This window comes from Actinomyces israelii, from assembly GCF_030253495.1.
Taxonomy (GTDB): Bacteria; Actinomycetota; Actinomycetes; order Actinomycetales; family Actinomycetaceae; genus Actinomyces; species Actinomyces israelii.
Map to the genome: position 1 here is coordinate 2,636,795 of NZ_CP124548.1, position 19,325 is coordinate 2,656,119.

16 protein-coding genes are annotated in these 19,325 nt (G+C 72.6%); 8 read left to right on the forward strand and 8 right to left on the reverse strand.

Translation table 11 applies throughout. From position 1 onward, the window contains the following. Positions 1-435 precede the first annotated feature (435 nt). The 4 genes from valS (at position 436) to AIF0345_RS10950 (ending at position 9,648) form a co-directional block, all read left to right on the forward strand. The gene (gene valS, locus AIF0345_RS10935) at positions 436-3,258 is read left to right on the forward strand and encodes a valine--tRNA ligase (RefSeq protein ID WP_285296172.1); all 2,823 of its coding nucleotides are present in this window, start codon (positions 436-438) and stop codon (positions 3,256-3,258) included. Between the two features lie 659 nt (positions 3,259-3,917). Continuing rightward, entirely contained in the window at positions 3,918-5,804 is a 1,887-nt protein-coding gene (locus AIF0345_RS10940) for an AMP-dependent synthetase/ligase (protein WP_268917418.1), read from the forward strand. A gap of 122 nt (positions 5,805-5,926) precedes the next feature. Further along, complete coding sequence (locus AIF0345_RS10945; RefSeq protein WP_404975925.1) at positions 5,927-7,831, forward strand: AMP-dependent synthetase/ligase; 1,905 nt, start codon at positions 5,927-5,929, stop codon at positions 7,829-7,831. Between the two features lie 50 nt (positions 7,832-7,881). Further along, positions 7,882-9,648, forward strand: a complete 1,767-nt coding sequence (locus AIF0345_RS10950) for an AMP-dependent synthetase/ligase (protein WP_285297933.1) — start codon at positions 7,882-7,884, stop codon at positions 9,646-9,648. 32 nt (positions 9,649-9,680) lie between these two features. Here the strand turns inward: AIF0345_RS10950 and AIF0345_RS10955 are convergent, their stop codons facing one another. From AIF0345_RS10955 to AIF0345_RS10970, 4 genes are all read right to left on the reverse strand, one after another. Beyond that, positions 9,681-10,055 (reverse strand): chorismate mutase, encoded by a 375-nt coding sequence (locus tag AIF0345_RS10955; protein ID WP_052374791.1) that lies wholly within the window; start codon positions 10,053-10,055, stop codon positions 9,681-9,683. After that, entirely contained in the window at positions 10,052-11,347 is a 1,296-nt protein-coding gene (gene clpX, locus AIF0345_RS10960; RefSeq protein ID WP_043561567.1) for an ATP-dependent Clp protease ATP-binding subunit ClpX, read from the reverse strand. Before clpX ends, AIF0345_RS10955 begins: the two co-directional genes overlap by 4 nt. 218 nt (positions 11,348-11,565) lie before the next feature. After that, complete coding sequence (locus AIF0345_RS10965; RefSeq protein ID WP_043561570.1) at positions 11,566-12,258, reverse strand: ATP-dependent Clp protease proteolytic subunit; 693 nt, start codon at positions 12,256-12,258, stop codon at positions 11,566-11,568. Position 12,259: 1 nt separating this feature from the next. Next, positions 12,260-12,889, reverse strand: coding sequence for an ATP-dependent Clp protease proteolytic subunit (locus AIF0345_RS10970; RefSeq protein WP_043561573.1), 630 nt, complete (start codon positions 12,887-12,889; stop codon positions 12,260-12,262). Between the two features lie 325 nt (positions 12,890-13,214). On the opposite strand from AIF0345_RS10970, the gene AIF0345_RS10975 reads away from it, so the two are divergent. The 4 genes from AIF0345_RS10975 to AIF0345_RS10990 all read left to right on the forward strand — a co-directional run bounded on the left by AIF0345_RS10975 (position 13,215) and on the right by AIF0345_RS10990 (position 16,166). Further along, entirely contained in the window at positions 13,215-13,865 is a 651-nt protein-coding gene (locus tag AIF0345_RS10975; protein ID WP_268917416.1) for an ATP-binding cassette domain-containing protein, read from the forward strand. Between the two features lie 72 nt (positions 13,866-13,937). Continuing rightward, positions 13,938-14,963, forward strand: coding sequence for an ABC transporter substrate-binding protein (locus AIF0345_RS10980; RefSeq protein ID WP_273167892.1), 1,026 nt, complete (start codon positions 13,938-13,940; stop codon positions 14,961-14,963). Further along, positions 14,963-15,733: an ABC transporter permease gene (locus AIF0345_RS10985; protein WP_285296173.1), complete on the forward strand. Its 771-nt coding sequence runs from the start codon at positions 14,963-14,965 to the stop codon at positions 15,731-15,733. Before AIF0345_RS10980 ends, AIF0345_RS10985 begins: the two co-directional genes overlap by 1 nt. 70 nt (positions 15,734-15,803) lie before the next feature. Then, a complete protein-coding gene (locus AIF0345_RS10990; protein WP_268917413.1) occupies positions 15,804-16,166 on the forward strand; it encodes a cupin domain-containing protein in 363 nt (120 codons plus the stop codon). 64 nt (positions 16,167-16,230) lie between these two features. On the opposite strand, the gene AIF0345_RS10995 is transcribed toward AIF0345_RS10990, so the two are convergent. Genes AIF0345_RS10995 through AIF0345_RS11010 form a run of 4 tightly spaced genes read right to left on the reverse strand, consistent with a single transcriptional unit; the run spans position 16,231 to position 19,227 of the window. After that, positions 16,231-17,022 carry an ABC transporter gene (locus AIF0345_RS10995; protein ID WP_285296174.1) on the reverse strand — a complete coding sequence of 264 codons (792 nt, stop codon included), beginning with the start codon at positions 17,020-17,022 and terminating at the stop codon, positions 16,231-16,233. Further along, complete coding sequence (locus tag AIF0345_RS11000) at positions 17,022-17,732, reverse strand: fluoroquinolone export ABC transporter permease subunit (protein WP_285296175.1); 711 nt, start codon at positions 17,730-17,732, stop codon at positions 17,022-17,024. The genes AIF0345_RS10995 and AIF0345_RS11000 overlap by 1 nt, the downstream gene beginning before the upstream one ends. Beyond that, positions 17,729-18,583: an ABC transporter ATP-binding protein gene (locus AIF0345_RS11005; protein ID WP_285296176.1), complete on the reverse strand. Its 855-nt coding sequence runs from the start codon at positions 18,581-18,583 to the stop codon at positions 17,729-17,731. Before AIF0345_RS11005 ends, AIF0345_RS11000 begins: the two co-directional genes overlap by 4 nt. Further along, positions 18,580-19,227, reverse strand: coding sequence for a TetR/AcrR family transcriptional regulator (locus tag AIF0345_RS11010; RefSeq protein ID WP_229118408.1), 648 nt, complete (start codon positions 19,225-19,227; stop codon positions 18,580-18,582). The genes AIF0345_RS11005 and AIF0345_RS11010 overlap by 4 nt, the downstream gene beginning before the upstream one ends. Positions 19,228-19,325: the final 98 nt, after the last annotated feature.

The window sequence follows — 19,325 nt, forward strand, 5'->3', positions numbered from 1 at the left end:
TCGGCCAGCGAGCCGGCCGGCCTGGCAATATCGGCGCTGACGGGCTCGACGGAGCCGGTATCCTCCTGCAGGCGCCGCTGCGCCTCCAGCTCGGCGGCGCCCGCGGGCGCAGAGGACGCCGAAGATGAAGCATGTACACGACCGGGTGCCGGGCGGGGGTCAGGGGATGTCCCGGACGGAGCCGTCTGAGAGCGCTCGTCCACGGGCTCTCCTCTCAGTGGTTTCGGGAAGTCGGGTGCTGGGCGGGTTGCTGGTCAGTGGGTTGCCTGCAACAGAACGATAAACGTCCGTGGGCTCAGTTTCATCCCGTCCCCGCATCCGCGTGCGCGGCACGTGCCCCGCACGCACCGCCCGGACCGCCCCGTAGCCCACTTCACACAGCGGTGCAGGGCGCCCGTTCAAGGCGCGCCTGCGCCCCGTGACAGAATCGGGCTCATGTCTGGTTCCCCCGCCGAGCGCTCCCCCCGCCTCCTGCCCTCCGAACCGCACAGCCCCCGCGTTCCCGCCAGGGTGAGCGCCGACGGCCTGGAGGCCGCGTGGGGCGAGCGCTGGCAGGCCGAGGGCACCTACGCCTTCGACCGCGGTGCTGAGCGGGCCGAGGTCTTCTCCATCGACACCCCGCCGCCCACGGTCTCCGGCTCTCTCCACGTGGGGCACGTCTTCTCCTACACCCACACCGACGCCGTCGCCCGCTTCCAGCGCATGCGCGGGAGGGCCGTGTTCTACCCCATGGGCTGGGACGACAACGGCCTGCCCACCGAGCGCCGCGTCCAGAACTACTTCGGCGTGCGCTGCGACCCGACCCTGCCCTACGACCCCGGCTTCGAGCCGCCCTTCGCCGGCGGGCAGGGCAGGTCGGACAGGGCCAGGGACCAGGTGCCGATCTCGCGGCGCAACTTCGTCGAGCTGTGCGAGCGCCTGACCGTGGAGGACGAGGCCCAGTTCGAGGCCCTGTGGCGCCGCCTGGGCCTGAGCGTGGACTGGTCGCAGACCTACCAGACCATCGGGAAGCGGGCCCGCAGGGTCGCCCAGGCCGCCTTCCTGCGCAACCTGGCGCGCGGGGAGGCCTACCAGAGCGCCGCCCCGGGCCTGTGGGACGTGACATTCCAGACGGCGGTCGCCCAGGCGGAGCTGGAGTCCCGGGAGTACCCGGGCTTCTACCACCGCATCGCCTTCCACATCGTCGACGCCGATGCCGCCGCGGCGGCCCGGGCGGCCGGCGCCCCGGTCGAGACGGGGCCGGCCGGCACCGCCGACATCTGCGTGGAGACCACCCGCCCCGAGCTGCTGCCCGCCTGCGCGGCTCTGGTGGCCCACCCTGACGACGAGCGCTTCAAGCCGCTGTTCGGCATGACGGTCGCCTCCCCCGCCTTCGGCGTCGAGGTGCCTGTGCTGCCCCACCCCGAGGCCGAGATGGGCAAGGGCGCGGGCATCGCCATGTGCTGCACCTTCGGCGACACCACCGACATCGCCTGGTGGCGCGACCTCGACCTGCCGCTGCGCGCGGTGCTGCGCAAGGACGGGCGCCTGGAGACCCAGACCCCCGGGTGGATCACCGACGCCCACGGCCGCGAGGTCTACGGGGCCATGGCCGGCAAGACCACCTACTCCGCCCGCGAGGCGGTCGTGAGCGAGCTGACCGCCACCGGCGAGATGCGCGGCGAGCCCGTCAGGACGGTGCGCCAGACCAGCTTCTTCGAGAAGGGCGACAAGCCCCTGGAGATCGTCACCTCCCGCCAGTGGTACATCCGCAACGGCGGCAGGGAGTGGACCAACCCGGCGAGCGGCGCCGACCTGCGCGCCGAGCTGCTTCAGCGGGGCCGCGAGCTGGCCTTCCACCCCGACTTCATGCGGGTGCGCTACGAGAACTGGGTGGGGGGCCTGAACAACGACTGGCTCGTCTCCCGCCAGCGCTTCTTCGGCGTGCCCTTCCCCCTGTGGTACCGGGTCGGCGCCGACGGCGAGGTCGACTACGACGCGGTCATCACCCCCGACGAGTCGGACCTGCCGGTCGACCCCTCCTCGGACGCGCCCGCCGGCTACACCGAGGCCCAGCGCGGGGCGCCCGGCGGCTTCGTCGGCGAGCTGGACATTATGGACACCTGGGCGACATCCTCCCTGTCCCCCGAGCTGGCCTGCGGGTGGCTGACCGACGACGACCTGTTCGCCCGCACCTACCCCATGGACCTGCGGCCCCAGGGCCAGGACATCATCCGCACCTGGCTGTTCTCCACCGTGGTGCGCGCCGACCTGGAGTTCGGCGCGCTGCCGTGGGCGCACGCGGGCATCTCCGGGTGGATCCTGGACCCGGACCACAAGAAGATGTCCAAGTCCAAGGGGAACGTCGTCACCCCCATGGACCTGCTGGAGAAGTACGGCTCCGACGCCGTGCGCTACTGGGCGGTCTCGGCCCGCCTGGGCCTGGACGCAACCTTCGACGAGGCGCAGATCAAGGTCGGGCGGCGCCTGGCCATCAAGGTCCTCAACGCCTCCAAGTTCGCCCTGTCCATGGGCCTCCCCTTCAACGCCGATGAGGCGGCCCTGGCCGCGGCACCGCCGCCGAGCCTGGAGGCGGGCGCCGTCACCGAGCCCATCGACCGCGCGGTGCTGGCCGCCCTCGCCGACGTCGTGGACACCGCGACGACCGCCCTGGACGGCTACGAGCACGCCCGCGCGCTGGAGGTCACCGAGTCGCTGTTCTGGACCTTCTGCGACGACTACATCGAGCTCGTCAAGGACCGCGCCAACGACTTCGAGGGCATCCACGACGCCGCCGCGGTCCGCAGCGCCCGCACCGCGCTGGCGATCGCGGTGGACACCTTCGTGCGCCTGCTGGCCCCGTTCCTGCCCTTCGTCACTGAGGAGGTGTGGAGCTGGTACCGCACCGGCAGCGTCCACCGCTCCGCCTGGCCCGAGGCGGCGGGCCTGCGAGCGGCCGCGGGCGACGCCGACGCCGGTCTGGTCGAGCGCGCGGGAACGGCCCTGGCGGCCCTGCGCAAGGTGAAGTCGGAGGCCAGGACGAGCCAGAAGACGCCGATCCTGTCGGTCGCCCTGGCGGTGGCGCCAGAGACCGCACCCGCCATCGAGGCCGTGCGCGCGGACCTGCTGGAGGCCGCCAAGGTCACCGGTCCCTTCACGGTCGAGATCGCGGAGCCTGCGGCCGGACGCGCCGACGACGGCGCCGAGGCGGCTGGCGCCCCGGTGAGCGTGACCGCCGTCGAGCTCGGCCAGGCCCCGCCCAGGCGCAAGAGGCCCTGACGCCGTCGGCCGGTGCGGGCTCGGGCCCCGGCGGCGTGGCGCGCGTAGAACGCCGGAAGCCTGCGCGTCCCGACGGGCCCGCCGGCGCAGCCGTGAAGCGTGCTCCAGGCCACGAGGCGCAGCGTGTCCGCCCGCCCGGGGCTGACGAGCCCCAGGGCCCCGATGAGGACGGCACGACGGCGAGCGGGACGGTGCTGACCTTCGCCGGCCGCCCCAGGGCGCAGAAGGCGCAAGACCCCGCCAGGTGAGGACCTGCGGCCACTCCGCGCGCCACGCGCCCTCCTGCCCGGCCATCAGGCGGTCGACGCAGGGCTGCGCGAGATCGGCGCCGTGAATGGGATTGATCCGGGCCTCCGGGCGGAGGAGGGGGCTCGCCTTCTGCCTGGTGACGCCCGGGCCCTGTTGTAAAAGCCGTCGGGGCCGGCGCCGGTGGTGTGCGGTGGCCTGGCCGAAAGGTGGGGGCTGCACGTGGGAGCGGGGGAGCCCGCCGGGGCTGGGGGGCATGGGCGGAGTAAGGCGGAGGGCATGGGCGGGGTAAGGCGGGCGGGAAGTCTCGCGGGGTGAGACGGGCGGTGCGCCCGCGGCGATGCCGGTGTTCCATGCCGGCCGCCGGCCCGCAACGCCGACGGCGCCGGCGCGGGAGGAGGGACAATGCCGTCATGGCGAACCCGTCCTCCCCCTCCCCGTCCCCCTCCTCCGGCGCCCCCGCCGGGCGCGGCGCGCTGGAGTGGCACGCCCCCACCCTGGTGCGCACCGACGAGCGGACGACGATCCCCGCACTGCTGCGGGCGCGCGTCTCCCGCTCGGCGGACCGCCCGCTCATCGCCCGCAAGCAGGAGATGAGCGAGGTGTGGCGCACCGTGACCGCCCGCGACTTCTCCGAGGAGGTCGAGGCCGTCGCCTCCGGACTTATCGGCATGGGGCTGGGCCCCGGCGAGCGGGTCGCCATCATGTCGCGCACCCGGTACGAGTGGACGCTGCTCGACTTCGCCTGCTGGGCCGCGGCCCTGGTCCCGGTCCCCATCTACGAGACGAGCTCGGCCGAGCAGATCGCCCACGTCCTGACCGACGCCGATGTCAGCCTCGTCGTCACCGAGACGATCACCATGGCCGAGCTAGTCCGCGCGGCCGCCGCCTCGGCGGGGCGGGAGAGCACCCGGGTGCTGTCCCTGGACACCGAGGCGATCCGCGCCATCACCGAGGCCGGCCGCAGCGCGCCCGGCTCCTCCCTGGCCGAGCGCGCCGACTCCCTGACGACGTCCTCCATCGCCACCATCGTCTACACCTCGGGCACCACCGGCGCGCCCAAGGGCACCGTCCTGTCCCACGGCAACTTCACCGACCTGTGCGTCAACTCCCACCAGTGGATGCCGGAGATCGCCATGGGGCGGGGCTCCAGGCTCCTGCTCTTCCTGCCCCTGGCCCACGTGTTCGCGCGCTTCCTGGAGCTGTTCCAGATCTCCGGGGAGGGCGTCATCGGCCATGCGCCCGACACGAAGAACCTCCTGTCCGACCTCGCCTCATTCCGCCCGTCCTACCTGCTGGTGGTGCCGCGGGTGCTTGAGAAGATCTACAACTCCGCCGACGCCCGGGCCGGCTCAGCCAGCGCCCGGAGGGTGTTCCGCTGGGCCGCCAGGATCGCCGTCGCCTACTCCCGGGCGCTGGACACCCCGGCCGGACCGTCCCGCGCGCTGCGCGCCCAGCGGGCCGTGGCCGACCGCCTGGTCTACCAGCGCATCCGCACCCTCGTGGGCGGGAGGGCGGACTGGATCATCTCCGGCGGAGCGCCCCTGTCCCAGCGCCTGGCCCACTTCTACCGGGGGCTCGGCATCCCCGTCCTGGAGGGCTACGGCCTGACCGAGACCGTGGGCCCGGTCTCGGTCAACACGCCGCAGCTGACGAAGATCGGCACCGTGGGGCCGCCCCTGCCGCCCATGGCCGTGCGCGTGGCAGAGGACGGCGAGATCCTCCTCAAGGGCCCCTCGGTCTTCCAGGGATATCACAACGACCCCGAGACGACGGCGGCCTCCTTCACGCCGGACGGCTGGTTCCGCACCGGGGACATCGGCTCCCTGGACCGGGACGGCTACGTGAGCATCACGGGCAGGGCCAAGGAGATCATTGTGACCGCCGGCGGCAAGAACGTCGCCCCGGCCGCCCTCGAGGACGCCCTGCGCGGGCACCCGCTCATCAGCCAGATCATCGTCGTCGGCGAGCAGCGGCCCTTCATCGCCGCGCTCATCACGCTCGACGCCGAGATGCTGCCCGGCTGGCTGCGCTCCCACGGCCTGCCCCCGATGACCGCCTCCGAGGCCGCATCCGACCCCCAGGTCCTGGCCGCCCTCGACAGGGCGGTGGCACGGGCCAACAAGCACGTCTCGCGGGCGGAGTCGATCCGCAAGATCGCGGTCCTCAGCGGGGACTTCACGGAGGCCAACGGGCTGCTCACTCCCTCGCTCAAGGTCAAGCGCGCCGTGGCGGTGGAGCGCTTCTCCGTCCGGATCGACGAGATCTACGGCGGCCCGGTGCGCGCCGAGCACTCCTGAGCCCGCACCTGTGAGAGCGCACGATCAGCAGAGGCCTCTTTAGCGGATTTCTCCAAGACAGAGTGTCAGATCTTGCGCTCCACGCGGGCCGCCGGCACTGACCGGCCTGACACAATGAGGCGGTGAATCCTCGCCCCACCTCCGGCCAGCCCACTGTGTCCGTCGCAGGCAAGCCCTACATCCGAGACGGCGCCGCCACCAGCGACGCCATCACCGAGCCGGACTCGTCCTGGACGGTCCCGTGGCTGCTGGCCGACCGCATCGCCCGCACCCCGGACTCGACGCTCATCGAGCGCAAGGCCGCGCTGGGCCACGCCTGGGTCAAGGTCACGGCGCACAGCTTCGGGGAGGACGTCGCCCGGGTCGCCTCCGGCCTGGTGGGGATGGGTCTGGAGCCCGGCCAGAGCGTGAGCATCATGGCTCACACCTCGTACGAGTGGACGCTGCTCGACATGGCCATCGCCCGCGCGGGCCTGGTCTCGGTGCCGATCTACGAGACCGACTCCGCCTCCCAGGTGCAGTGGATCCTCCAGGACGCCGACGTGCGGCTGGTGGTCACCGAGTCGGCCGCGCTGGCCGAGCTGGTGCGGGGCGCCGCGGCGGCGCGGGCCGCTGCCCACCCCGACGCCGCCGAGGTGCAGGTGCTGTCCCTGGACCGCGATGCCATCACGACCATCTCCGCCAAGGGCAGGACGGTCTCCCGCGCCGCCCTGGACGAGCGCTCCGAGGCGCTGCGGGCCGACGACGTCTTCTCGATCATCTACACCTCGGGGACCACCGGCAACCCCAAGGGCGTCGAGGTCACCCACCGCATGGCAGCGGGTCTGGCCTGGAACGGCGTGAGGTGGATCCCCGACCTGCTCTTCTCCCCCGACACGCGCCTGCTGCTGTTCCTGCCGCTGGCCCACTCCTACGCCCGGTGCCTGGAGCCGCTGTCCATCGCCGGCAACGGCGTGCTCGGGCACACCCCTGACGTCGCCACCCTGCTGCCCGACCTCAAGGGCTTCGGCCCCTCCTACGTCCTGGCCGTGCCCCGCGTCCTGGAGAAGATCTACAACGCGGCGGACGCGAGGGCCGGCGGCGGCTTCAGGCTCAAGACCTTCCGCTGGGCCGCGAAGGTCGCCATCGAGTACTCCCGCGCCCTGGACGCCCCTGAGGGCCCCTCCCGCGGGCTGACCGCCGCGCACGCCGTGGCGGACCGGCTCGTCTACCGCACCATCCGCGACCTGCTGGGCCCCAACGCCCGCTACGCGATCTCCGGCGGCGGGCCGCTGGGCGCGCGCCTGGGCCACTTCTACCGCGGCCTGGGCCTGGTCATCCTCGAGGGCTACGGCCTTACCGAGACGATCGGTCCCCTGAGCGTCAACCTCGACTGGTGCAACAAGATCGACACCGTGGGCCCGCCGGTGTGCGGCGCCCAGGCCCGAGTGGGCGCCGACGGCGAGATCGAGGTCCGCGGAATGAGCGTCTTCTCCCGCTACCACAACAATCCCGATGCCGACGCCGAGGCCTTCACGCCCGACGGCTGGTTCCGCACCGGGGACATCGGCTCGATCGACTCCGAGGGCTGGATCAGGATCACGGGCCGCAAGAAGGAGCTCATTGTGACCGCCGGCGGCAAGAACGTCGCCCCCGCCGTCCTGGAGGACCGGCTGCGCGGGCACCCGCTGGTCAGCCAGGTCCTGGTCATCGGTGACGGCGAGCCCTTCGTCTCCGCCCTGATCACCCTGGACCGCGAGATGCTGCCCGGCTGGCTGCGCAACCACGGCCTGCCGGAGATGGACGTCGTCGAGGCCTCGACCAACCCGCGGGTCCTGGCGGCCCTCGACCGGGCGGTGGCGCGCACGAACCGGGCGGTCTCGCGGGCCGAGTCCATCCGCACCTACCGGGTGCTGACCACCGACTTCACGGAGGCCAACGGCCTGCTGACCCCCTCGCTGAAGGTCAAGCGCAACCGGGTGATGCAGGAGTACGCCGACACGATCGCCGGCATCTACTCCACCACGAGGAAGGGCCCCCGGGAGTGAGCGCCGCCCGCGAGATCTCGACCCCGCTGCTCACGCCCGTCCACGACGGCATGACGTGCCCGTGGGCGCTGGCCGAGCGCGTGCGGACCAATCCCGACGCCCCGCTGATCGCGCGCAAGTCCTCCGTGGGCGGGCGCTGGCGGGAGATGTCCGCCCGGGCCTTCCGCGACCAGGTCCGCCAGGTCGCCTCCGGGCTCGCTGCTCACGGCCTGGGGCCCGGGGACGCCCTCGCCATTATGGCGCACACGAGCTATGAGTGGACGCTGCTCGACTTCGCCGCCTGGGAGGCGGGCCTGGTCGTCGTGCCCATCTACGAGACCTCCTCGGCCGAGCAGGCACGGTGGATCCTCACCGACGCCGCCGTGCGCCTGGCCGTCGTCGAGGACGCGGCCATGGAGACCATGCTGACCTCGCTCACGGCCACCGCCCCCGAGCTGGGCGGGCTGCGGGTGCTGTCCATCGCCGGGGGCGCGGTCACCGACCTCATGGCGGCGGGCCGGCACGCCGTCGCCGATCTCGACGCCCGCTCCACGGGCCTGAGGAGCACCGACCTGGCCACGATCGTCTACACCTCGGGCACGACGGGCCGCCCCAAGGGCGTCGAGCTCACCCACGGCAACCTCATCCACCTGAGCGTCAACACGGTCGCCCACGTCCCGGAGGTGCTCCAGGCCCCCGAGGTGCGCGCACTGCTGTTCCTCCCCCTGGCGCACGTGCTGGGCCGCTTCGTCGAGATCGCGATCATCTGCTCGCCGGCAGGCATTCTGGGGCACACGCCGGACGTGAGGAACCTGGTGACCGACCTGGCCTCATTCCGCCCGACCTTCGTCATCGCCGTGCCGCGCGTGTTCGAGAAGATCTACAACGCCGCCGACGCCCGCTCCGCAGGCGCCAGGCAGAAGGTCTTCCGCCTGGCCGCCAAGACCGCGATCGCCTACTCGCGGGCCCTGGACACCCCGGACGGACCGAGCCGGGGCCTGCGGGCGCAGCGGGCCGTCTTCGACCGCCTGGTCTTCTCCACCCTGCGGGGCCTGCTGGGGGGCCGCGTCGCCCACGTCATCTCCGGCGGCGGACCGCTGGGCGAGCGCCTGGGGCACTTCTACCGCGGCGCCGGGGTCACGGTCCTGGAGGGCTACGGCCTGACCGAGACGGCCGCCCCGTGCACGGTCAACCTGCCGGCGGCCGCGCGCATCGGCTCGGTCGGGCGGCCCCTGCCGGGCACCTCGGTGAGGCTGGGCGAGGACGGCGAGATCCTCATCAGGGGCATCGGCCTGTTCCGCGGCTACCGCAACAACCCGGCGGCCACCGCAGAGGCGCTCGACGACGGGTGGCTGCGCAGCGGGGACCTCGGCTCGCTCGACGACGACGGCTTCCTGCGGATCACGGGACGCAAGAAGGAGCTCATTGTGACCGCCGGCGGCAAGAACGTCGCCCCCGCCGTCCTGGAGGACCGGCTGCGCGGGCACCCGCTGGTCAGCCAGGTCCTCGTGGTGGGTGACGGGCGCCCCTGCATCGGCGCCCTGATCACCCTGGACGCGGAGATGCTGCCGCTGTGGCTGGCCGGCCACGGCCTGGAGGACATGGACCCGGTCCAGGCCGCGTCCGACCCGCGGGTGCGGGCCGCCCTGGAGCGGGCGGTGGCCCGGGCGAACGAGGCGGTCTCGCGGGCCGAGTCCATCCGGACCTTCACGGTGCTGCCCGGGGACTTCACGGTCGCCAACGGGCTGCTCACGCCCTCGCTGAAGGTGCGGCGGGCGCAGGCCCAGGAGCGCTTCGCCAAGGAGATCGACGCGCTCTACACGCGCACCCTCAGGTGAGCCGGGTCCGGCCTCTCAGGCCCGGCCACCACTCAGCCGGCCAGCTCGTCGCGGATCGCCTCGTGGTGGCGGATCACCTCGGCGACGATGAAGGCGAAGAACTTCTCGGCGAAGACCGGGTCGAGGCCGGAGTCCTGGGCGAGGGCCCGCAGCCGCGCCACCTGGCGCCTCTCCCGGGCGGGGTCCGACGGCGGCAGGTCGAGCTCGGCCTTGAGGACGCCGACCTGCTGGGTGCAGCGAAAGCGCTCGGCCAGCAGGTGGACCAGGGCGGCGTCCAGGTTGTCGATGGTCGCCCGGTAGGCCGCCAGCCGGGGCGGGACGCCCGGCAGGCTCCGCTCGACGGCCTCCGGCCCCGTCGTCGGGGCGGCGCCGGCCGTGCCGGCGCTCCCGGCGGCGGAGGCGCTCATGCCGTCCGGCTCCGCTCCCCCTTGTAGGCGGCCGCCAGGGTCCCCGACCCCACCTCGTAGCGGGGGCGCCCCGTGCCGTGCACGGCGTCGGCGTCGACGACGACCCGGCCGACCTCCGGCATGGAGGGCACCTCGAACATGGCGTTGCCCAGGACCTCCTCGGCGATGCTGGTCAGGCCCCGGGCGCCGGTCTTGCGCTCCAGGGCGAGGGTGGCGATAGCCTTGATGGCCTCGTCGGTGAAGACGAGCTCGACGCCGTCGAGGCTGAAGAGGTACTCGTACTGGGACACGAGCGCGTTCTTGGGCTCGGTCATCACCCGCACCAGCTCGGGCACGCCCAGGTCCTGGACGGTGGCGATGACGGGCAGGCGCCCGATGAACTCGGGGATGAGGCCGAACTTGTGGAGGTCCTCGGGGCGCACCGGCGAGGCGAACACGTCCCGGGCGGAGTCCCTGGCCAGGGTCGCGCCGAAGCCGACCAGCTGGGCGCCGACCTCCTTGCGCTGGCGCTGGCGGACGATCTCCTCGATGCCCGCGAAGGCCCCGGCCGCGATGAACAGGATGTTGGTGGTGTCGATCTCCAGGAACTCCTGGTGGGGGTGCTTGCGCCCCCCGCCGGGCGGGACCGAGGCGGTGGTGCCCTCGATGATCTTCAGGAGGGCCTGCTGGACGCCCTCGCCGGAGACGTCGCGCGTGATCGACGGGTTCTCGGCCTTGCGCCCGATCTTGTCGATCTCGTCGATGTAGATGATGCCCTTCTCGGCGCGCTTGACGTCGCCGTCGGCGGCCTGGATGAGCTTGAGCAGGATATTCTCCACGTCCTCGCCCACGTACCCGGCCTCGGTCAGGGCGGTGGCGTCCACAATGGCGAAGGGGACGTCGAGGAGACGAGCCAGGGTGCGGGCCAGGTGGGTCTTGCCGGTGCCGGTGGGGCCGAGCAGGAGGATGTTCGACTTGCCGAGCTCCAGCCCGTCGCCCTCGGCGACCGCGCGCTCGCGCACCTGGACGCGCTTGTAGTGGTTGTAGACGGCCACGCTCATGGCGCGCTTGGCGCCCTCCTGGCCGATGACGTACTGGTTGAGGAAGTCGAAGATCTCCTGCGGCTTGGGCAGCTCCAGGGGAACACCCGCGCCGGAGTCGCCGAGCTCCTCATCGACGATCTCATTGCACAGCTCGATGCACTCGTCGCAGATGTAGACGCCCGGGCCTGCGATTAACTTCTTGACCTGCTTCTGGCTCTTGCCGCAGAAAGAGCACTTGAGAAGATCGACACTCTCGGCGCTGCGTGCCACGTTGGGGGTCCTCCGTCTTGTCAAGCCGCTGCGGGCGCGAGGCCCGACTCTTGCGCCAGCCTACGATGAAGGCCTCTCAGCGCGGTCGGACCGGTCGGCGTGTCCGCACAGCAGCGGGATGGGCGTTGGGGTGGGGGGTTGTCTTTCTCGTAGGCTAACGCGCCCACCCCGCGCTCGTCCGCTGATTCGTCGGATTTCAGAGCGAACTCAGGACATTCTCAGGCTGAGTGCGGTGAGGGGCGCGACTTCCGGGACGACAGGACCTGGTCGACGATGCCGTACTCCAGGGCCTGGGTGGCCGTGAGGATCTTGTCGCGCTCCAGGTCGGCGTGCACGAGGTCGCGGTCGCGGCCGGTGTGCGAGGCCAGCGTGTCCTCGAGCCAGGCGCGCATGCGGTCGATCTCGTCGGCGACGATCTCGATGTCGCTGGCCTGCCCCTGCACGCCCTCCATGGCGGGCTGGTGGATGAGGACCCGCACGTTGGGCAGGGCCAGGCGCTTGCCGGGGCTGCCCGCGGCCAGCAGCACCGCGGCGGCGGAGGCGGCCTGCCCCAGGCAGACCGTCTGCACCTGCGGCTTGATGTACTGCATGGTGTCGTAGATGGCCGTCAGGGCGGTGAAGGAGCCGCCGGGGCTGTTGATGTACATGGTGATCTGCCCGTCGGGGTCCTGGGACTCCAGGACGAGCAGCTGGGCCATGATGTCGTCGGCGCTGGCGTCGTCGATCTGCACGCCCATGAAGACGATGCGGTCCTCGAAGAGCTTGGCGTAGGGGTCCTGGCGCTTGAAGCCGTAGGCGGTGCGCTCCTCGAACTGGGGCAGCACGTAGCGGGACTGCGGCAGGGGGCCCGCCTGGGCCGCGGCGCCCATCTGGCGGGCGGCGGCGTCGAAGTAGGGACGAGAGCTCGTCATGTCAGTTCTCTCCGTTCTGGGCGCCGATCTCACGGCTCGAGGTCACGATGTGGTCGATGAAGCCGTAGTCGAGGGCCTCGGACGCGCTGAACCAGTGGTCGCGGTCGGAGTCGGCGATGATCTCCTCCACCGTGTGGCCGGTGTTGGACGCCGTGATCTGGGCCAGCTCCTGCTTCATTTTGATAATGAGGTCGGCGTTGATGCGGATGTCCGTGGCCGACCCGCCCGCCCCGCCGGAGGGCTGGTGCATGAGGACCCGGGCGTGCGGGGTGATGTAGCGCTTGTCCTTGGCGCCGGCGGTCAGCAGGAACTGCCCCATGGAGGCGGCCAGGCCCGTGGCGACCGTCGCGACGTCGGGGGCGACGTACTGCATGGTGTCGTAGATGGCCATGCCCGCGGTCACCGAGCCGCCGGGGCTGTTGATGTACAGGTAGATGTCCCGATCCGGGTCCTCGGCCGCCAGGAGCAGCATCTGGGCGCAGATGGCGTTGGCGTTGTCGTCGCGCACCTCGGAGCCCAGCCAGATGATCCGCTCCTTCAGGAGCCGGTTGTAGATGGAGTCGGTCAGGCCCAGCCCCGCGCCGGGCCCCTCGGCCGCCGCGGGCGTCACGGGTGAAGTCAGCTCGCTCACGTCAGTCCTCTCGTGTTCGGTATTGCCAACGCTAACGCGGGCCGAGGGCCCCTCATGCCCGTGATCGGGCGCTTTCGCTCACGGCACAGGGTCCGACGGCGGGCTGCGCCGACCGCACCGTGAGGCAGCGCACCCGCCCGAACGCGTACGGGTGCGTTAGGGTACCCTCAACTCATTTATAACGGTCCAGGGAGGGAAAATTGTTGCTCGCTTCCGGCCCCGCGCCGCAGGCCCATGGTGTCCGCCCCGCGGCCGTGCACCGGAGCCTCCGCCCCCAGGGAGAGATGCTCACCGCCGTCGGCGTCGTGGCGCGGAAGCCACCCGCATGAGCACTCAACCGCAGGATGCCGCCGCCCCGAGCACGGCCGCTGACCTCGTCCTGGAGCGCGTCACCATGGTGCGCCGGGGCCTCACGCTCGTGGAGGACCTCTCGCTCACGGTCCGCCCCGGCCAGACCCTGGCCGTCACCGGTCCTTCGGGCGCGGGCAAGACGACGCTCCTGCGCGCCGTCTCCGGCCTGTCCCCCACCGACGGCGGCGCCGTGGCGCGCCCCGACGGCCGCCTGTCCCAGGTGTTCCAGGAGCCCCGCCTGCTGCCCTGGTACTCCGCGCACCGCAACATCTCGCTCATCGTGGACGGGCCTGCCCCGGACCCGGTCGCCGCGCAGTGGCTGGAGCGCGTCGGGCTCGCGACCGCGGGCCGCCTGCCCCCGGCACGGCTGTCCGGCGGCATGCGCCAGCGCGTCGCCATCGCCCGGGCGCTGGCCGCCTCCCCGAGCCTGCTGCTCGTCGACGAGCCCTTCTCGGCTCTGGACCGCCCGCTGGCCGCCTCCCTGCGGGCCGACCTCATTGCGCTCCTCGCCGACCAGAACGTGGTGACCGTGTGGGTGACCCACGATCCGCAGGAGGCCGAGGAGGTCTCCCACCTCCACCTGCACCTGGACGGCCCGCCGGGCACCTGGCGGCTGGCCACCTGACCCGCAGCGTCACCGCCACGTCCCGCCGGCTACCGCGACATCCCCACCAGTACCCGTGAAAGGAACCGCACAATGAAGCGCCGCTCCCTCCTGACCCTGGCCGGACTCGGCCTGCTGGCCCCGGCGGCCCTGCCCGCCTGCTCCTCGAGGACCGGCTCGAAGGGCTCGGGCGGCACGGTCCTCGACGTCCTGCGCGTCCACACCCCCACCACCCTCGCCTACGCCGCCCCCATGACCTCCTTCGGCACCTACGGCAACCTCGACGGCGTCGTCGGGGACGTCCAGAAGGACAGCTGGGCGAGCGCCGACGCCCTCAAGTCGCTCCTCATCAACGGGGAGACGGACCTGGCGGCCGCCCCCTCCTACGCGGCCGCCAACCTGTTCACCAAGAGCGTGGCGCTGCGGCTGATCGCCATGCAGGTGTGGGGCATGCTCTACGTCATCGGCCCCGCCGGCTCCTCCGGCAAGGGCCTGGAGGCGCTGCGCGGCAGGAGCGTCGGCGTGCCCATGCCGAACAACATGCCCGACCTGGTCTTCCGCTATCTGCTGGGGCAGAAGGGGTGGAACGCCGAGACCGACCTGAGCATCACGCCCTACACCGACGGGCCGGGAGCAGCGCTCAACGCCCTGCTGACCGGGGATGTCGAGTACGCCGTCCTGCCCGAGCACCCGGCGAGCGTCTCCCTGGCCAGGGGCGAGCAGCAGGGGCTGAGCCTGGAGCGCACGGTCAACCTCCAGGAGCTGTGGGCCGAGGTCACCGGCGGCGAGGCGCGCTTCCCCATGGCGGGCCTGGTCATGCCGCAGGCCCTCACCGACGACCGCCCCGAGCTCGTCGGCGCCGTGCTGAACGAGCTCGAGGCCGCCGTCGCCGACGTCAACGGCGCGTCCGATGCGACGGTGCAGAAGGTCTCCGAGGCCAACGACGTGCCCGTCCCTGTGGTCAAGGAGGTCATCCCGCGTCTGCAGCTCGAGATCGTCCCCGCCAGGGCCGCCAAGGACGCGCTGGAGGACTTCTACACGAGAATGTCCACGCTCAACCCGGACATCGTCGGCGGGTCCCTGCCGGCCGACGACTTCTACGTCGCCGACCCGCGCTAATGCACGAGACGCGGTCCCGTGCCGAACGGCTGCGCTCGACCGTCCTGTGGTGGGTGGGCATCGCCCTGGCGGTCCTCATCTGGCACGCGGCCGCCCGCTCCCAGCCCGCCTACGTGCTGCCGAGCCCGCAGGCCACCTGGGCGGCCCTCCTCGACCTCATCCGCGGCGGGAGGCTCGGGGGCGCGCTCCTGCTGACCATCGGGCGCGGCGCCACCGGGCTCGCTATCTCCTGCCTGATCGGAATGCCGCTGGGCTGGGCGATGGGCACGTGGGCGTGGCTGCGCGAGCTGCTGGACTCGTGGGTGCAGGTGCTCCTGTCCGTACCGCCGATTGTCATCGTCGTGGTCGGCATGATCTGGCTGGGCCCGACCGCCGGGGTCGTCGTCCTCGTGGTCGCCCTGGTGACCCTGCCCCTGCTGACCACCACCGTGCGCGACGCCGTGGCGGGCGTGGACCCCGACCTGCTGGACATGGCGAGGGTGTTCGCCAGGGGCCGGACGTGGACGGTCCGCAGGATCATTCTGCCCGCGGTCGCTCCCCCGGTACTGTCGGCCCTGACCGTGGCCGTCGGCCAGAGCGTACGGGTCACCGTCATGTCCGAGCTGCTGAGCACCACCACGGGCCTGGGCGCCATGGTCCAGCTGGCGCGCACCAACCTGGACACCGACGACGTCTTCGCCCTGTCCGCCGTCATGGCGGCGCTCACGCTCGTCCTGGAGCTGTGCGTCCTGGGGCCGGCGCGCCGCAGACTCGCCCGCCCCTCGGGCTGAGGCCGCCCTCCGGCGCCCGCGCCCCCGCCCCGGCCATCGAGACCTCAACACAACACACGAAAGGAACATCATGGCCGTCACACCCGTGACCGAGTCCCTCTTCCGCCTGGGCCTGAACGAGGCCCTGCCCATCAGCGAGGAGGCCACCACCTCCCGCGTGGTCGTCAACAACGACGTGCTGCGCACCGTCGTCTTCACCTTCGACGCCGGCCAGCAGCTCACCGAGCACGCCTCGCCGCGGGCCGTGGTCGTCACCCTGCTGGAGGGCGAGATGGACTTCTCCATCGGCGGGCGCACCGAGCGAATGGGTGCCGGCGACGTCATCTACCTGGCGCCGGGGGACCGCCACGCCCTGGCCGCGGTGACCCCCTGCCGCATGCAGCTCGTCATGGTCGACGTCGACAACGACGCCGTCGGCGCGCACCAGGGCTGACCCGCCGCCGGGCCCGGCCGGCGGGGTGGGGGAACCGTCGCGGCCCCCGCCCCGCTCGCACGGCTCATGCGGCTGCTCGGGCGCCCCCCGGGCGCGCGGCGCCGCGCCCGACGCCTGCGACGGCGGCGCCCATGACCAGTAGGTTGACGACGATCGAGCCGAGCACGAGCAGGGGCCAGTGGAGACCATGGGCAGCGCAGCCCGTGCAGCCTCCGCCGCCCGCACCGCCCATGGCCTCCACCGCCCGCAGGACCCACCAGCTGGGCACGAGCACCAGCAGGTCCCGCCACGGAGCCGTCAGGGCGGGCGCGGCCGCGGGCAGGACCAGGACGACGAGGAGCAGCTTGACCGCGGCGAAGCCCTGGATCGTGTCCCGCGCCCATGCGGCCAGTCCCAGCGCCACCGCCCCGGCCAGGGGCGCGGCGCCCGCGGCCGCCCAGGCCGTCCGCCCGACGCCCAGCCCGGCCGGCCCGGCGATCCGCAGGCAGGCGAAGGTCACCAGCGCCGCCGCGGTCAGGCAGGTGGCCGCCCGCCACGCCAGGTAGCGCCGCAGGGACATCTCGGTGACCGCCAGGGCCGCCCAGACCCGGTCCTGCTTCTCCTCCAGGAGCATAAAGCCCACCACGACGCCGATCATGAGGGGCACGACGACGGCGAAGGCCACGGCCCGCAGCTGCGGGAGCCAGGGCCCGGCCACAATGCCGTGGCCTTCCAGCGCATCGGCCAGCCGCGGCAGGCCCGCCCGCACGGCCACGGCCATGACCAGTGGAAGAGCCGCCACCCACGCCAGGAGCCGGTCGCGCCCCAGCCGGCGGCGGTCGGCGTCCGTCAGGGCCAGTACGGTCCGCAGTGGCACTAGCGCCCTCCCCGGGTGATCATGCCCGTCAGCCGGCGGCGGGCCACGAGCAGGCCCCCGCACGCCCAGGCGCCCGACGCCGCGACGGCGGGAGCAGCCTCCCAGGCCGGGGCCTGGTCGAAGCCGATCTGGACCAGGGTGAAGGCGCCCTGAAGCGGGTGGAGCCAGAGCCACCACCCCTGCAGCCCCACCAGGGGCGCCACCGGGATGATGAGCACCAGCGTCCACACCCCCGACGGCAGCAGGAAGCCGCTCATGGAGTCGTACCCGGCCACCGCGATGACCCCGTAGAGCACCTCCAGACCGGCCAGGCAGGCGACGCCGGTCAAAAAGGGGCCCCACTGCATCTGAGTCCCGCGACCGATGAGCACCAGGACCGCGCTCTCGACGAGCGCCAGGAGCACCAGGGAGGCGACCAGGGCGGCCAGGTACTCCCCGCCCCACATGGGCGTGACCGCGCGCGCCACCAGAGTGCCCTCGCCGTGCTCGAGCAGGACGTGGACGGCGGCGAAGTAGAACCCGGTGACGGCCAGCTCGCCCAGGATGACGACGGGCCACCACTGGCCGGGCCCCTCCGGCCGGGGCAGTGCGCGCACCAGCGCAGCGACAAGGGCGCCCGCAATGAGGGCGACCAGCCAGAACCCGCTCCGGGCCTGGCGTCCCAGGTTCAGTCCCAGCGTGGCGGCCGTGCGCCTGAGGGCGGGCGTCATCCCAGGCTCCGTCCGGTGACCGCCAGGAACACGTCGGCCAGGTCGGCCTCCTGGCTGTGGAGGGCCTGGATGCGGTGGGTGCGCAGCGCGGTGCGGAAGTCCTCGTCGTCGGCGAGCCCGGCCAGGGGGAAGCGGGCGCTGCCGCTCTCCCACGTGACCAGGACCTCGGGGGTGCCGTGGCGGCGGCGCATGCCGGCGGGGTCCCCCGTCTCCAGCAGGCGCCCGTCGACGATGAAGCCGACGCGGTCGCAGGCGCGCTGGGCCAGGACCATGTCGTGGGTGGTCACCACGACGGTGCGTCCCCGCCGGCGCTGGTGGTCGATGATCTCCTCGACCTGCACCACCCTGGCCGGGTCTAGTCCCGAGGTCGGCTCGTCGAGGAAGAGGAGCTCGGGGTCGGGCAGCAGCGCCCTGGCGAGGTTGAGGCGCACCCCCATGCCCTTGCTCATGTGGGCTCCGGGCACGTCGGCGTCGCCGGACAGGCCCACGGCCTCCAGAAGCTCGTCGGCGTCGCGAGTGGCGCGGGTGTACATGGCCGCGAAGTAGCGCAGGTTCTCCCGCGCCGTGAGCCGTCCGAAGGAGATGGGTGTCTCGAAGGCGACCCCGATGCGCTCATACAGCGCCCGGCCCCAGGCCGAGACCTCTGCGCCCAGGACCCGGGCGGAGCCCCGGTAGCCCGGCAGGAGGCCGGTGAGGACGCGCTGCAGGGTGGACTTCCCGGCGCCGCTGGGGCCCAGCAGCCCCAGGACCTGGCCGGCGGGGACCTCCAGGCCGATGCCTTCGAGGGCGGGTGTCGCGGCTCCCCGGTAGGTGAATCCGAGCGCGCGCAGGCGCAGTGCCGGGGTGCTCATGACCGCTCCGGGGACAGGGCGGCGACGAGCAGGGCGACGACGTCGTCGACCATGCTGGCGACCTCGGGCCGGTCCATGGCCGAGCCGTCGGCAGCGACCCGCTCGGGGTCGATCCCGAAGCGGGCCATAATGCGCTGGGGCAGTCCCAGCAGCACGCGCTCGACCATCCAGGCCGCGGTGCCGGCATCGACGTCGTCGCGCAGCTCGCCGGCCTCCTGCCCGGCGGCGATGGCGGCCGCGGCCCAGCTGTGGACGGCGTCGGAGACCGACTCGCCGGAGCCGATGACCGGCGGGGCGTCGTCGGCGCAGGCGCGCGCCAGGACGGCCCACGCGAGCGGGTCGCGGATACGGAAGTCGTGGCTGCCGCGGACGACGGCGGTGAGCACCTCGGCGAAGGAGGCCTCCGGTACGGGGGTGCCCGCCAGGCCGATGCGCGCGCTCATGAGCTCGCCCACCAGGTGGGTGTAGGCGTCCCGCTTGTCCTGGAAGTACTGGTAGAAGCTCCCCTTGGAGACGCCGGCGGCGGCCGTGACGCGGTCCACGGAGGCCCGGGCGTAGGGGCGGGCGGCGAACTCGGCCTTGAGGGCGTCCATGAGCCGGGCGCGCTTGGCCTCGGGGAGGTTGAGGAAGGTCTGTCTGGGCACGGCACTCCGTATGACTCGTCGGTCATATGACTGGTGAGTCATACGGTAGCGCCGGCCTGCGACCCCCGCAAGACGAGGGCCCCGCACCGGCGAGGCGG